The sequence below is a fragment of the Pseudomonas sp. FW305-7 genome (assembly GCF_058786735.1).
In genome coordinates this window covers 49,625-61,389 of the sequence record NZ_JBYSZA010000001.1, presented here as the reverse complement: position 1 = coordinate 61,389, position 11,765 = coordinate 49,625, and the positions used below count along the sequence as shown (strand labels likewise).

General features: G+C 59.6%; 14 protein-coding genes. 8 read left to right on the top strand and 6 right to left on the bottom strand.

Features of this window, described 5'->3' with window-relative positions; genetic code table 11:
- The first annotated feature begins 4 nt into the window (after positions 1 to 4).
- Both AC3WMT_RS00290 and AC3WMT_RS00285 read left to right on the top strand, forming a co-directional pair.
- Positions 5 to 1,357 carry a c-type cytochrome gene (locus AC3WMT_RS00290; protein ID WP_103301960.1) on the top strand — a complete coding sequence of 451 codons (1,353 nt, stop codon included), beginning with the start codon at positions 5 to 7 and terminating at the stop codon, positions 1,355 to 1,357.
- A 12-nt stretch (positions 1,358 to 1,369) separates the two neighbouring features.
- Positions 1,370 to 2,374, top strand: a complete 1,005-nt coding sequence (locus AC3WMT_RS00285) for an XdhC family protein (protein ID WP_103301959.1) — start codon at positions 1,370 to 1,372, stop codon at positions 2,372 to 2,374.
- 9 nt (positions 2,375 to 2,383) lie between these two features.
- Here the strand turns inward: AC3WMT_RS00285 and AC3WMT_RS00280 are convergent, their stop codons facing one another.
- Positions 2,384 to 2,971 (bottom strand): TetR/AcrR family transcriptional regulator, encoded by a 588-nt coding sequence (locus AC3WMT_RS00280; RefSeq protein ID WP_177431339.1) that lies wholly within the window; start codon positions 2,969 to 2,971, stop codon positions 2,384 to 2,386.
- A 139-nt stretch (positions 2,972 to 3,110) separates the two neighbouring features.
- Here AC3WMT_RS00280 and AC3WMT_RS00275 point away from each other — a divergent pair, with 139 nt between their 5' ends.
- Together AC3WMT_RS00275 and AC3WMT_RS00270 are read left to right on the top strand one after the other, a co-directional pair.
- Positions 3,111 to 3,899, top strand: a complete 789-nt coding sequence (locus tag AC3WMT_RS00275) for an SDR family NAD(P)-dependent oxidoreductase (RefSeq protein ID WP_103301957.1) — start codon at positions 3,111 to 3,113, stop codon at positions 3,897 to 3,899.
- Between the two features lie 126 nt (positions 3,900 to 4,025).
- Positions 4,026 to 5,024: an NADP-dependent oxidoreductase gene (locus AC3WMT_RS00270; RefSeq protein ID WP_103301956.1), complete on the top strand. Its 999-nt coding sequence runs from the start codon at positions 4,026 to 4,028 to the stop codon at positions 5,022 to 5,024.
- 58 nt (positions 5,025 to 5,082) lie between these two features.
- Here the strand turns inward: AC3WMT_RS00270 and AC3WMT_RS00265 are convergent, their stop codons facing one another.
- Positions 5,083 to 5,694 carry a dTMP kinase gene (locus AC3WMT_RS00265; protein ID WP_103301955.1) on the bottom strand — a complete coding sequence of 204 codons (612 nt, stop codon included), beginning with the start codon at positions 5,692 to 5,694 and terminating at the stop codon, positions 5,083 to 5,085.
- Positions 5,695 to 6,113: 419 nt separating this feature from the next.
- On the opposite strand from AC3WMT_RS00265, the gene AC3WMT_RS00260 reads away from it, so the two are divergent.
- Positions 6,114 to 7,016, top strand: a complete 903-nt coding sequence (locus AC3WMT_RS00260; RefSeq protein WP_103301954.1) for a bestrophin family protein — start codon at positions 6,114 to 6,116, stop codon at positions 7,014 to 7,016.
- Here the strand turns inward: AC3WMT_RS00260 and AC3WMT_RS00255 are convergent.
- Positions 7,013 to 7,564 carry a GNAT family N-acetyltransferase gene (locus AC3WMT_RS00255; protein WP_103301953.1) on the bottom strand — a complete coding sequence of 184 codons (552 nt, stop codon included), beginning with the start codon at positions 7,562 to 7,564 and terminating at the stop codon, positions 7,013 to 7,015. The two genes, AC3WMT_RS00260 and AC3WMT_RS00255, sit on opposite strands and share 4 nt — an antisense overlap.
- A gap of 307 nt (positions 7,565 to 7,871) precedes the next feature.
- Here AC3WMT_RS00255 and AC3WMT_RS00250 point away from each other — a divergent pair, with 307 nt between their 5' ends.
- The 3 genes from AC3WMT_RS00250 to msrA all read left to right on the top strand — a co-directional run bounded on the left by AC3WMT_RS00250 (position 7,872) and on the right by msrA (position 9,141).
- On the top strand, positions 7,872 to 8,021 hold the full coding sequence (locus tag AC3WMT_RS00250) for a hypothetical protein (protein WP_177431335.1): 150 nt from the start codon (positions 7,872 to 7,874) through the stop codon (positions 8,019 to 8,021).
- A 23-nt stretch (positions 8,022 to 8,044) separates the two neighbouring features.
- A complete protein-coding gene (locus tag AC3WMT_RS00245; RefSeq protein ID WP_249412131.1) occupies positions 8,045 to 8,542 on the top strand; it encodes an LLM class oxidoreductase in 498 nt (165 codons plus the stop codon).
- Between the two features lie 92 nt (positions 8,543 to 8,634).
- A complete protein-coding gene (gene msrA, locus AC3WMT_RS00240; RefSeq protein ID WP_103301952.1) occupies positions 8,635 to 9,141 on the top strand; it encodes a peptide-methionine (S)-S-oxide reductase MsrA in 507 nt (168 codons plus the stop codon).
- Positions 9,142 to 9,294: 153 nt separating this feature from the next.
- On the opposite strand, the gene AC3WMT_RS00235 is transcribed toward msrA, so the two are convergent.
- From AC3WMT_RS00235 to solA, 3 genes are all read right to left on the bottom strand, one after another.
- Positions 9,295 to 9,534 carry a hypothetical protein gene (locus tag AC3WMT_RS00235; RefSeq protein ID WP_103302441.1) on the bottom strand — a complete coding sequence of 80 codons (240 nt, stop codon included), beginning with the start codon at positions 9,532 to 9,534 and terminating at the stop codon, positions 9,295 to 9,297.
- Between the two features lie 170 nt (positions 9,535 to 9,704).
- Positions 9,705 to 10,484 (bottom strand): MetQ/NlpA family ABC transporter substrate-binding protein, encoded by a 780-nt coding sequence (locus tag AC3WMT_RS00230; protein WP_103301951.1) that lies wholly within the window; start codon positions 10,482 to 10,484, stop codon positions 9,705 to 9,707.
- Positions 10,481 to 11,659, bottom strand: coding sequence for an N-methyl-L-tryptophan oxidase (gene solA / locus AC3WMT_RS00225; protein ID WP_103301950.1), 1,179 nt, complete (start codon positions 11,657 to 11,659; stop codon positions 10,481 to 10,483). The genes AC3WMT_RS00230 and solA overlap by 4 nt, the downstream gene beginning before the upstream one ends.
- Positions 11,660 to 11,765: the final 106 nt, after the last annotated feature.

Sequence of the window (11,765 nt, the reverse complement as noted above, 5' to 3'; positions counted from 1 at the left end):
GTCCATGAATAACAGCCGATTCGCAAGAACCGTAAGCTGGCTGGCAGTGCCGTGCCTGGTCGCGGCAGGCCTGCTGGCCTGGTATGTCACCCGCGAGCCCGTCTCGCACCTGGAAAATCATCAGATCGCCGTGGCCGACATCGACCCGGCGCTGGTAGCGCGTGGCGAATACGTCGCCAGGCTCAGCGATTGCGTGGCCTGTCACAGCGTGCCGGGCGGGGCGCCGTTCGCCGGAGGCCTGGAAATGGCCACGCCGCTGGGCGCGATCCATGCGACCAATATCACCCCGGACACGGAAACCGGGATTGGCCACTACAGCCTCGCGGACTTCGACCGAGCGGTGCGCCACGGCGTGGCACCCGACGGTCGCCGGTTATACCCGGCGATGCCCTACCCGTCCTACGCCAAGCTCAGTGACGATGACGTGCGTGCGCTGTATGCGTTCTTCATGAAGGGCGTGGCGCCGGTCAAACAGGCGAATGTCCCGAGTTCGATTCCGTTTCCGCTGAACCTGCGCTGGCCGATTGCACTGTGGAACGGCGTGTTTGTCGACGCCGAGTCTTACGTGGCCAAACCGTCGCAGGATGAACGATGGAACCGTGGCGCTTACCTCGTTCAGGGCGCCGGGCACTGTGGCAGTTGCCATACGCCGCGTGGTCTGGCGTTCAACGAGAAGGCACTGGATGAATCCGGTAAACCGTACCTCGCCGGGGCCTTGCTCGATGGCTGGTATGCGCCGAGCTTGCGTGACGATCACAACACCGGGCTGGGCCGCTGGAGCGAGCCGGAGGTCGTGCAGTTCCTCAAGACCGGTCGCAATAAACATGCAGTGGTCTACGGCTCGATGACCGAAGCGTTCAACAACTCCACGCAGTTCATGAGCGATGATGACTTGGCCGCGATTGCCCACTACCTGAAGTCGCTTCCCGGCGATCGCGAACGAGATGGCGCGCCTTGGCAGTATCAAGCGGTTTCGGCAGCGGAACGACTGGACTCGCCCGGTGCTCATACCTACGTAACGCGCTGCGCTTCGTGCCATGGTCTGGACGGCAAAGGCCAGTCCGAATGGATGCCGCCGCTGGCGGGCGCCACCTCGGCGCTGGCCAAGGAAAGCGCCTCGGCGATCAACATCACTCTGAATGGCTCTCAACGAGTGGTCGCGGCCGGCGTGCCCGACGCCTATCGCATGCCAGCCTTCCGTGAACAGTTGTCGGATCAGCAGATCGCCGAAGTACTGACCTTCATGCGCAGCACCTGGGGCAATCAGGGCAGTGCTGTCGATGCGCAGACGGTTGGAGAGTTACGTGAACGCACCGATCCGGCCAGCAGTAGCCCGATCATTCTGCAGATGCGCTAAGAGGAGTTTCTGATGGAAAGCATCGACTTGCTGGTCCTGCGCACGGCGCGGGACTGGCTCGCTGCCGGCGAGCGTGTACTGCTCGCCACAGTGGCGCGCACTTGGGGTTCATCACCACGGCCGACAGGTTCGATGATGGCCTTGCGTGACGACGGTCGCGTGGTGGGCAGCGTGTCCGGCGGCTGCATTGAGGACGATCTGATCCATCGCTACACCACGGCTCATGGCGGCAGCGCTTTTAGCGACAGCGCGCCAGAAATGGTGCGCTATGGCGTCAGCGCCGATGAGGCGCATCGCTTCGGTTTGCCCTGTGGCGGCACGCTTGAACTGATCCTTGAGTTCAACCCGGCGTGGCAGTCTCTTGATGAGTTGCTGACGCAACTGGACGCCGGGCAACTGGTTCGCCGTTGCCTGGCGCTAGAGTCCGGCCAGGTCATGCTCGAACCGACTGCGACGCCGGAACAGTTCAGCTTCGATGGCGCGCAAATGCTCAATACCTTGGGGCCGGGCTATCGGATGCTGATGATCGGTGGCGGCGCGCTGGCCGAGTATCTGGCGACCATGGCGTTATTCAACGGGTTCAAGGTGGCGGTGTGCGACCCGCGCCCCGAATACATCGAGACCTGGGCGGTAGGCGGCGTGGAGTGCATCGTCGGCATGCCGGATGATGTGGTGCGCGACTTCGCGGTGGATCTGCGCACCTGCATCGTCGCCTTGAGTCATGACCCCAAACTCGATGATCTGGCCTTGCTTGAAGCGCTGCACAGCCCGGCGTTCTACATCGGTGCCATCGGCTCACGGCGCAACAGCCAACTGCGCCGCGAACGCCTGATCGAGCATTTTGGCGAGACCGAGGCGTCGCTTGAGCGCCTGCACGGGCCAATCGGCCTCTACATTGGCAGCAAGACGCCTGCGGAAATCGCCGTCAGCGTGATGGCCGAGATTCTTGCAGCGAAGAATGGCGCCCGCCTGCCGCAAGCGTTTTCAATTGCCAGGGCCAAAGCGCTGGCGGAGTGAGCCGCGCTTCTATTGCACATCGACGTTATCGGTCGGCAACGACGCCAACATCTCAGCGCGGCACACCTCAAGGATTTCGTCCGCCAGTGCAGAGTCATCCGGGCAGGCACGCGACAGGATAATCGCGCCGACGGCACGCGACAGCAGGTCGATCATCTTCTTGCGCCCCGCCCCCGCATCCGCGTCCGGCCCAGTCGGGTATCTCTCTCCCAAAGTTTGCACGGTGTGTTCAATACCCTCGGCAAACGTCGCTTTCACATCGTCCGACTGACGCGCCGCGTCGCCGCCCAGCGCGGCCATGGTGCAACCCTCGCTACGTCCGTCGCGATGTTCTCTGTTCACGTAGACGTTGATGAAGCCGGGAACGTCCAGCGCCTGCGCGCCTGTCAGCGATTTGCCCAGACTGCACGCCGAGGCTTCGGCCATAAGGTCGGCCTTCGACCCGAAGTGTTTATAGAAACCGCCATGGGTGAAACCGGCGGCCGCCATGAGATCCGCCACACCGACGCCATCAAAGCCGCGCTCTCGGAACAGCGTTGAAGCCGTTTCAACGATGTGTTCTCGGTTGGCCTGCGCCTGGGCCTTGGTCACTCTCACGTGCAATACCTCGTGTTTACCGGGAAATCCTGCGTCCAATCATACATAGATGCCGACCATAATCAAAACCGTTGACAGTTTAGATTTCGATCATCATCCTAATTGCACACACACCGTGCTTCATCTGAGAGAGATACCCATGACAACTCGCCCTACTGTTTTGATCACTGGTGCCTCCACCGGCATTGGCGCCATCTACGCCGAGCGCTTCGCGCAACGCGGCCACGATCTGGTGCTGGTCGCCCGTGATCAGGCGCGCCTGGACGAACTGGCGGCGCGCTTGCGTAGCGGATACGACGTCGCCGTCGATGTCATCCCGGCGGACTTGACCCAACTTGGCGACCTACGCACCGTGGAGAGCCGCCTGCGCGACGACGAGCGCATTGGCATCCTCGTCAATAATGCCGGCGCGGGATTGTCCGGCAATTTTGTCGAGCAAAGCACCGACAGCATTGCGCAACTGGTCGCCCTCAACACCACGGCGCTGGTGCGTCTGGCCAGCGCCATCGCTCCACGTCTGGCCAAGGCCGGTGACGGCGCGATCATCAACATCGGTTCGGTGGTCGGCCTGGCGCCAGAGTTAGGCATGACGGTCTACGGCGCGACCAAGGCATTCGTGCTGTTCCTGTCCCAAGGACTGAGCCTGGAACTCTCGCCTCGGGGCGTCTACGTACAGGCCGTGCTGCCCGCCGCCACCCGCACCGAGATCTGGGATCGTTCCGGCATCGACATCAACACGTTGAGCGAAATCATGGAAGTCGACGATCTGGTCGATGCCGCGCTGGTCGGTTTCGATCTCCGCGAACCGGTAACCATCCCGCCGCTGCACGAAGCGGAGCGCTGGGATGTCCTGCAGGGCGCACGTCAGGGGCTGATCGGGCAGATCCGCCAGTCTGCGGTTGCCCAGCGCTACCAGACGCCACAGTGATTTTTTGCTGGCAAGTATCGGCACCGGATTCGACGCAGGCGCAAGGCCGTGCATCGAATCCGTCCTGCTATTCAGCGCCGTCAGGCAACGGTGCCCCTCCTTACAACTGACAAGAGCTGCGTCACGATGAAAGCATTTTTGATCGATCGCTATGGCAAGCAAACCGGGCGCATCGGCGAGGTTCCTGCCCCCGCAGTGGGGGCCCACGACGTGCTGATCGAGGTACAGGCCAGCAGCGTCAATGTGCTGGACTCCAAGATCAGAAAAGGCGAATTCAAACTGATCCTGCCCTATTCGTTTCCATTGGTACTGGGCAATGACCTCGCGGGCGTCGTGGTGGAGGTCGGTTCGCAGGTGAAACGCTTCAAACCTGGAGACGAAGTGTACGCTCGCCCGCCAGAAGCGCGGATCGGCACGTTTGCCGAATTGATCGCGGTGCATGAAAACGCCATCGCCCTGAAACCCGGCAACGTCAACATGGCACAAGCCGCGTCCCTGCCCTTGGTCGCACTGACCGCCTGGCAAGTGCTTGTCGAGACCGCTCGCCTGAAGAAAGACCAGAAAGTGCTGATCCATGCGGGCTCCGGCGGTGTCGGCAGCATCGCCATCCAGCTCGCCAAACACCTCGGTGCCTATGTCGCCGCCACCACCAGCACCGCAAATGTCGAATGGGTGACGGCACTGGGTGCCGATCTGGTCATCGACTACACCAAGCAAGACTTCGCCAGCGTCTTGCACGGCTACGACGTGGTGTTAAACAGCCTCGGTGCCGATGTCCTAGAGACGTCACTCAAGGTGCTCAAGCCCGGTGGCCAGCTCATTTCCATCTCAGGGCCGCCCACGGCAGCGTTCGCGCAGGAGCAAGGGCTGTCCTGGCCTTTGCAGCAAGTCATGCGCCTGCTGAGCCTTGGCATTCGGCGCAAGGCACGCAAGCAGGACGTCAGCTACGCGTTCGTATTCATGCGGGCCAATGGCATCCAACTGCAACAAATCACCGCGCTGGTTGAGGCCGGCATCATCAAACCGGTGATTGACCGCGCCTTCAGCTTTGCATCAACGGCAGAGGCACTGAAGTACGTCGAGCAGGGACGCGCCAAAGGCAAGGTCGTTATCAGGATCAAATGACCATGGCGCCCCTTGATGAGCCGACCGAAGAGCGGCAAGCGCTGAATGCGCCTGGAAGTCACCTAAGCACTTTATAGATCTCGTTCATCACCTGCATCGATGCCGCTTCGACTGTCCCTTCGTTACGGCATAAAACCCAGCCGTGATCGGCAACCGCTTGCTCGAACATCTCGGTACACGCTACATGCTCCGCGTGCTTGCGGATCACAGTGCCGCCCAGTCCCCGCGAGCGTGTCGTTGCTCTTGCCCATGAAATATCCGGTGCGGTGACAACCCCGACATGCAGATCCGGCACACGCACCTCCCGCTCAATGTTCAACTTGAGAATCTCGGCAAACGGCACGGTATGGCGGAACGCGGCGTCCGACGGATACCAGCGATCAATCAGGATAATGCTGCCCAACGGCTGTTCAGGCAGCACATGCCGGGAGATCCAGCGACGGCTATCAGCGAAACGCTGACACACCGCCCACTCCAGATCCCGCGAAGGATTTCTGGCGAGTTCGTTAACCAGAGCCATGGTTTCGCCCCGGTAAGGATCGCTTTTCCTCTCGCAAAGTCGGATGACTTTGTGGTTGTCAGCCCGCAGTCCCGCCGTAACGGCCTCCAACAGCGTGGTTTTGCCGGTGCCCTTGGGCCCATCCAGAGAAACAAACAGCGGAGGATTCATTGTTCACGCAACGATTGAGACATTGATGAACACTCTAACCTCATTTCTGCCATTCAATGAGCTCACCCCTGCCATCGCCAACACTTCCTTCCCAGTTTCATCGTGATCAGACACGTTTTCAAACGAAGCCTCTCAGCGCGTGGCCTGGATCCCGCTTATGCCGCTGGCTACGCAGATTGACCGTGTCAATCTCCCAACAGCTTCTTCAAATCCAGGCGAAACAGGCAACAAGTTGTTTCACTTATCTGGCAATGGCCGCATGCACGCGCGTCGCGCGGGCTTCAGAGGAGCAGAACGTGAGCTGGGGGCCTTCAGCCAGTTGTTTCACAAGCGGGCCAACATCAGCCGCCGAACCTTTACCCAGAAACCACCGTCCGAGCTAAGGCATCAATGCTTACCGCTCGCCACGAGGTTTCCGTTTGAAAGCTGCCATCGTCAAAAAATACCGTCTGATCATCAAAACCATGGGCTATGTGGGCTGGTCGCTGTTCTGGCTGTTGCTCTGGGACATTGCCGTCACCGTGGACTTCATGCTGTTTCTCAACGCCAAGATCAACCTGCCGCTGATGCCGCTGACCTTGCTCGGTTCGGCGCTGGTGGTGCTGATCAGTTTTCGCAACAGCAGCGCCTACAACCGTTGGTGGGAGGCGCGGACGCTGTGGGGCATGATGATCAACAGTTCTCGCAGCTTCGCCCGTCAGGTCCTGACGCTGCTGGATGACCCCGGCAGCGAGGTGAATCCGGTCAAGTCGACGTTGCTGCGCCGGCACGTGGCGTATGTCAATTGCCTCGCGGCGCATCTACGGGGTCAGCCTTGTCCGGAGGAAGTGCGGGCGTTTATTCCCGCTGACGAGTTCGCCCGCAGTGGCACCACCAACAACTTTGCCAACGACATCCTCACCGGTTCCGCGACCCTGCTCGCCCGGGAATACAAGGCCGGGCGCCTGGACAGCATTCGCCTGGCGCGGCTGGAGTCGACACTGGTGGATTTGTCCAACAGCCAGGGCGGCATGGAGCGGATCGCCAACACTCCACTGCCCTACCCTTACGTGTATTTCCCACGTCTGTTTATCTCGCTGTTTTGCCTGATCGTGCCCGTGGGATTGGTGGAATCGCTGGGCTGGTTCACCCCGCTGGCCTCGACTGTGGTCGGTTTCATGCTGCTGGCCATCGAACGCATCGGCACCGATCTGCAAAGCCCGTTTCGCCACAGCGAACACCAGATCCAGATGGAAGCCCTGTGCGAAACCATCGAGAAAAACCTGCAATCGATGCAGCGTGATTCTTTGGGTGATGTGCGCAGGCAAGTAGAGAACGCTTAACCGGTACGCTGCGCCTCGGCCCATTGCGCGCGGCTCAGTCCGTAGCACTTGCAGGGTTTGCACACATTGCCCATGGTCAGCTCGGCGTCGTACAGGTGCACGGCGCCCAGCTTCAGCGTGGCTTTTTGTGATCGAACGTTGGTGGGCGCGATGTGCAGGTAAACGGTGTCATACGTCTTGAATGCGTGTTCCAGCATCAGCCGCTTCAGCTCGTGATTACTGGTGCCGCCCCATTTTTCCCGCACCAGAAAGGTGTACCCGATAGCGATACCCTCGGGCAGATCGGGTGGCGCGTAGTAGCTCGACGTACCGACGATTTTTCCCGATTTTGTATCGATTACGGTGAGCGCCGTTTTCGTCGCCAATAGCGAGGAAAAATAGCTTTCGAATACCCCACGCTTATAGCGATCGGTCGCGGGATGGCCAGCCCAGACCAGCGGATCACTCGCTGCCTGATACAAGCCTCCAAGGTCACTTTCGGCCAGCGGTTGAAGCCTCAGCGTGGGACCACACAATGTAGGTTGGCAGTCGAAAACGGTTGCGGACATGGAGGCTGTTCCATAGGGCCAATGAGCATGTCGCGAGTCTAAACAGGCCGGGTGCCAAGGAAAGATCCATTAACGAGGATATTGATGGGACCATCCGGCAATTCGCTTCAATGTCCGGCAAACCCGACCTCGGAGCGGGACATAATTTTTATGCCTTAAAAGCATTGCGCGCCCAGCCTTTGTCCCGCCGGATATATGCCACAAACGTATAAACAGCTATTTTTTTAGTATTTTATTTCCTCATTTCTACATCGTTATAAGTGCGCCTTCGATCCAGTACCCCGCTGGAATTTGCAGGAGCATCCGTGTGAATCGAACGACTTCGCCAAGCAGAATCTCCCTTCCGAAAATTGCGCTGACCCTGGCCGCAGTGCTGGTGTCCAGTCTGACGCTGGCGGATACGGTCAAGGAAATCCGTATCGCCGTGCCGGACATCAGCGCCGGCCCGATCAGTTGAAAGTCATGCCGGGGATTTCGTCAGTGATCGGCCGGACGCAGAGCGAAGCGGAAGACAAATATCAACAGTTGCAAGACCTGGTCGAACCCCGGGTCGGGCTCGCGATGCTTGCGGGCATGGCCGGTGGCTTCGACCTTTCCGAATACGATCTCGACGGTCCCTTGCCGGAACTGCCACTGAGCAACTCGATGCAAAGCCGTCAGGCCCTGTTCATCGATCTGGCCCGTCGGGAGAACCTGAGCATTCGTCAGCTGTACTTAAAAGTCGCCGGGGCACGCGGGCACCACACCGTGATCGGTACGCCGAAAACCGTGGCCGATACCCTGGAGCAATGGTTCGTCGAACAGGCCGCCGACGGTTTCAACATCATGCCGCCGTTCCTGCCTGAGGGGCTGGATGACTTCGTCGAGGGCGTGGTGCCGTTGCTGCAACAGCGCGGACTGTTCCGCCACGAATACAGCGGCTCGACCCTGCGCGAGCATTTGGGACTCGAGCGACCGACCAATCGTCACGCTCGCTGACTATTTGCGCGGTGCGGTCTTGGAATTGCTCAGCATGCCCTCATAACCATGGCTATACCCAATGTTCCCCCCCCCGAGAGGAAGGACACACCATGACCGCACCAACCGAAACTGCCATTCTTGCCGGCGGCTGCTTCTGGGGCATGCAGGATCTGCTGCGGCGCTACCCCGGTGTGCTGCACACGCGCGTCGGTTACACCGGCGGCGATGTGCCGAACGCCACCTACCGCAACCATGGCAATCACGCCGAGGCCATCGAAATCGAGTTCGACCCTGCCGTGATCAGCTATCGGCAGATTCTCGAATTCTTCTTCCAGATTCACGACCCGAGCACGCCCAACCGTCAGGGCAACGACCTCGGGCCCAGCTACCGTTCGGCGATCTATTACCTGAGCGAACAGCAACGCGACATCGCCGAAGACACCGCCGCCGACGTTGACGCCTCAAAACTGTGGCCAGGTCGGGTGGTCACCGAAATCGAACCGGCGGGACCGTTCTGGGAAGCGGAACCAGAGCATCAGGATTATCTGGAGCGCATCCCCAATGGCTACACCTGCCATTTCATTCGCCCGAACTGGAAACTGCCAAAGCGTGCCTGAGCGGGTGGGCGGCTGATTCGCAAGAGATTACGTCAGAGCTTGCGCGGGAACAAAAGTGTTGGCTTTGAAAATGCACTAGCGGACGATCAATCCCGACTGCCTAGCAACACGGTCAAGTCAGCCAGGGCGTAAAGCCCTGGCAGACAGCGGATATCACTTTTTCTTTTTCGCAGGCTTTTCAGCCTTTTTCGAGTCCTTGGCCTTGTCTGGCTTGCTGTCAGCTTTCTTTGCAGACTTTTTCGGTTCGGCGTCTTTTTTCTTGTCTTTCTTGTCGGAAGATTTTGAAAGCGCCGAGGCCGCAGCGGATTTCTTTTCAGGTGACGACTTTTTGTCCTTCAAATCCTTGCTGGCTTTCGAAGCTTCACCTTTGCCTTTCTTTTCGTCTTTAGCCACGCTGATCACCTCTCGGAGTATGCCGGTATTGGCACAACGCCTGTGCAATTGACCACAAGCTGATCATTAGGGTGAGCGCGCTGGGGGGCGGTTCAAATTATTTTGCTGCGGGATAGGCATTGTGGGTCGATCAAGGGAACCGCCAACCTCTGCGACGGTTCCCGACTGAATCAGAACGCCGGCACAACGTCGCCGTGATAGCGCTCAAGAATAAATTGCTTCACTTGTGGCGAATTCAGCAAGGCACCGAGCTTTTGCACCGCCGGGGCGTTGGCCTTGTCGCGGCGCACGTAGAGGTAATTGGCATACGGTGACTCCGAGCTTTCGATAAACAGAGCATCCTTGTGCGGCTCCAGTTTCGCCTCCAGCGCGTAATTGGCGTTGATCAGTGCCAGGTCAACCTGGTTCAGCACTCGCGGCAGCATCGCGGCTTCCAGTTCCTGAAACTTCAAGTGTTTGGGGTTGCTGACGATGTCCAGGCGGGTCGCCATGATGTTGTCCGGATCCTTGAGGGTGATCAGTCCTTGCCTGGCGATCAGCAGCAGCGCGCGGCCGGAGTTGGTCGGGTCGTTGGGGATGGCAATGGTCGCACCATCCTTGAGCTCGCTGATGGATTTGATCTTCTTCGAGTAGGCACCGAACGGTTCGATGTGCACCGCCACGATCGGCACCTGATCGCTGCTTGGCCGATCCTTTTTGTAAGCGTCGTAGTAAGGCTTGCTCTGGAAGTAGTTGGCGTCGAGCAGACCTTCGTCGGTCTGCCGGTCCGGCTGGATGTAGTCAGAGAACACTTTGACGTCCAGCGTCACGCCCTCTTTCGCCAGCTCAGGTTTGAGGAACTCGAGAATTTCGGCATGCGGCACCGGCACCACGGCGATCTTCAGGGTTTCGGCTGAGGCCGAGCCCATGGCGGCGAGCAGCAGTGCAACGGAAAAAGCGGCGCGTTTCACGATAGTTTTCCTTCGAAGCGTTTCAGGGAGAAAGAGGACAGATCCAGGTCGGTCGAGCCACGCATGCACCACTGCGCAAATGCCTCGCCGAGTGCGGCGGAGTGTTTGAAACCGTGGCCGGAACAGGCCGACACGAACAAGGTGTGTTGCAGGGACGGATGCTCGTCGATGATGAAATGGCGGTCCGGCGTCACTGTGTAGGCGCAGACCGCAGACTTGAGCGCCGTCGAAGTCACGCCAGCGATTCGGCCGCGCACCTGATGCTCGTACATCGCCTGCTCTTCGGCCGCCGAGACCGTGCGGTCGATGTCTTGCGGCAACGTCGCGGTGTGGTATTGCGCCGTGGCGATTTTCAGACTGCCTTCGCCGGGCAACGCGGGAAAGCCGTAATTGACTTTATCGTCGCCGCGACCGTGGGTGAGGATAAAGGTCGGAGAATGGCCGACCAGTTCGGCGTTTTCTTCCAGCTCGAACCAGAACAATTTCTGCCGGTAGACGCTGAGCAGGTTTTCGAACGGTTTGCCGAGTAGCTCGCCACTCCAGTTGCCCGCGCTGATCACCAGTTTGTTGGCAGACAGCGTGCGACGGTCTGTCGTGACGGTGACGCCCTGCTCGTCAGAGCTGATATCGGTGACCGTTTCACCTTTGTGCAGAATCGCCCCATGCTGCTCGGCGAGTCTGAGCTGTACGTCGATGCAGCGTTCCGGGCGGACGAAACCGCCGCCCGGCTCGAAGTAGCCGATGGCCGTGTCGTGCACGTTGGCGAATTGCGCAAAACGCTGGCGAATCTGCGCGGCGCTCAGGACTTCGTGCTCGATGCCATAGGTCTGCGCCAGACCGATGGTGCGCAAGGTGAAGTCGGTTTTGTCATCGGGATCGAACTCGGGGCTCGACGTCAGCACCAACAGCCCGGACTGTTCGAACAGCGACTCGCCCGTCAGCGCCTCCAGTTCGCGCCAGATGCGGTGGGAGTTGCGCACGATCGGCACATATTGCGCGCCCTCACCTACCGACAATCGAGTGATACGCGTATCGCCATGGCTCGATCCAAGGTTGTGCGGAGGATGATGGCGGTCGATGCCGACAACATTCACGCCTGCTTTCGCCAACTGATACACCGTCGCGGCGCCCATGGCACCCAACCCCAGAACGACTACCTCGCAGCGCTCGGACATCAATAGCTCCCTATCAAAAAGGCGCCAGTTGAGCGGGAAACCGATCGGGAATCAAAGACTAAAAGGGCATATGCATATGCCTGATCGTGTGAAGGTAGAGCTCTGA

Bases quoted from the DNA above. Each gene is read 5' to 3' on its own strand.
- AC3WMT_RS00255 (WP_103301953.1), bottom strand. From the start codon at position 7,564: ATGTCCGCAACCGTTTTCGACTGCCAACCTACATTGTGTGGTCCCACG.
- AC3WMT_RS00275 (WP_103301957.1), top strand. From the start codon at position 3,111: ATGACAACTCGCCCTACTGTTTTGATCACTGGTGCCTCCACCGGCATT.
- AC3WMT_RS00270 (WP_103301956.1), top strand. From the start codon at position 4,026: ATGAAAGCATTTTTGATCGATCGCTATGGCAAGCAAACCGGGCGCATC.
- AC3WMT_RS00285 (WP_103301959.1), top strand. From the start codon at position 1,370: ATGGAAAGCATCGACTTGCTGGTCCTGCGCACGGCGCGGGACTGGCTC.
- msrA (WP_103301952.1), top strand. From the start codon at position 8,635: ATGACCGCACCAACCGAAACTGCCATTCTTGCCGGCGGCTGCTTCTGG.
- AC3WMT_RS00265 (WP_103301955.1), bottom strand. From the start codon at position 5,694: ATGAATCCTCCGCTGTTTGTTTCTCTGGATGGGCCCAAGGGCACCGGC.
- solA (WP_103301950.1), bottom strand. From the start codon at position 11,659: ATGTCCGAGCGCTGCGAGGTAGTCGTTCTGGGGTTGGGTGCCATGGGC.
- AC3WMT_RS00290 (WP_103301960.1), top strand. From the start codon at position 5: ATGAATAACAGCCGATTCGCAAGAACCGTAAGCTGGCTGGCAGTGCCG.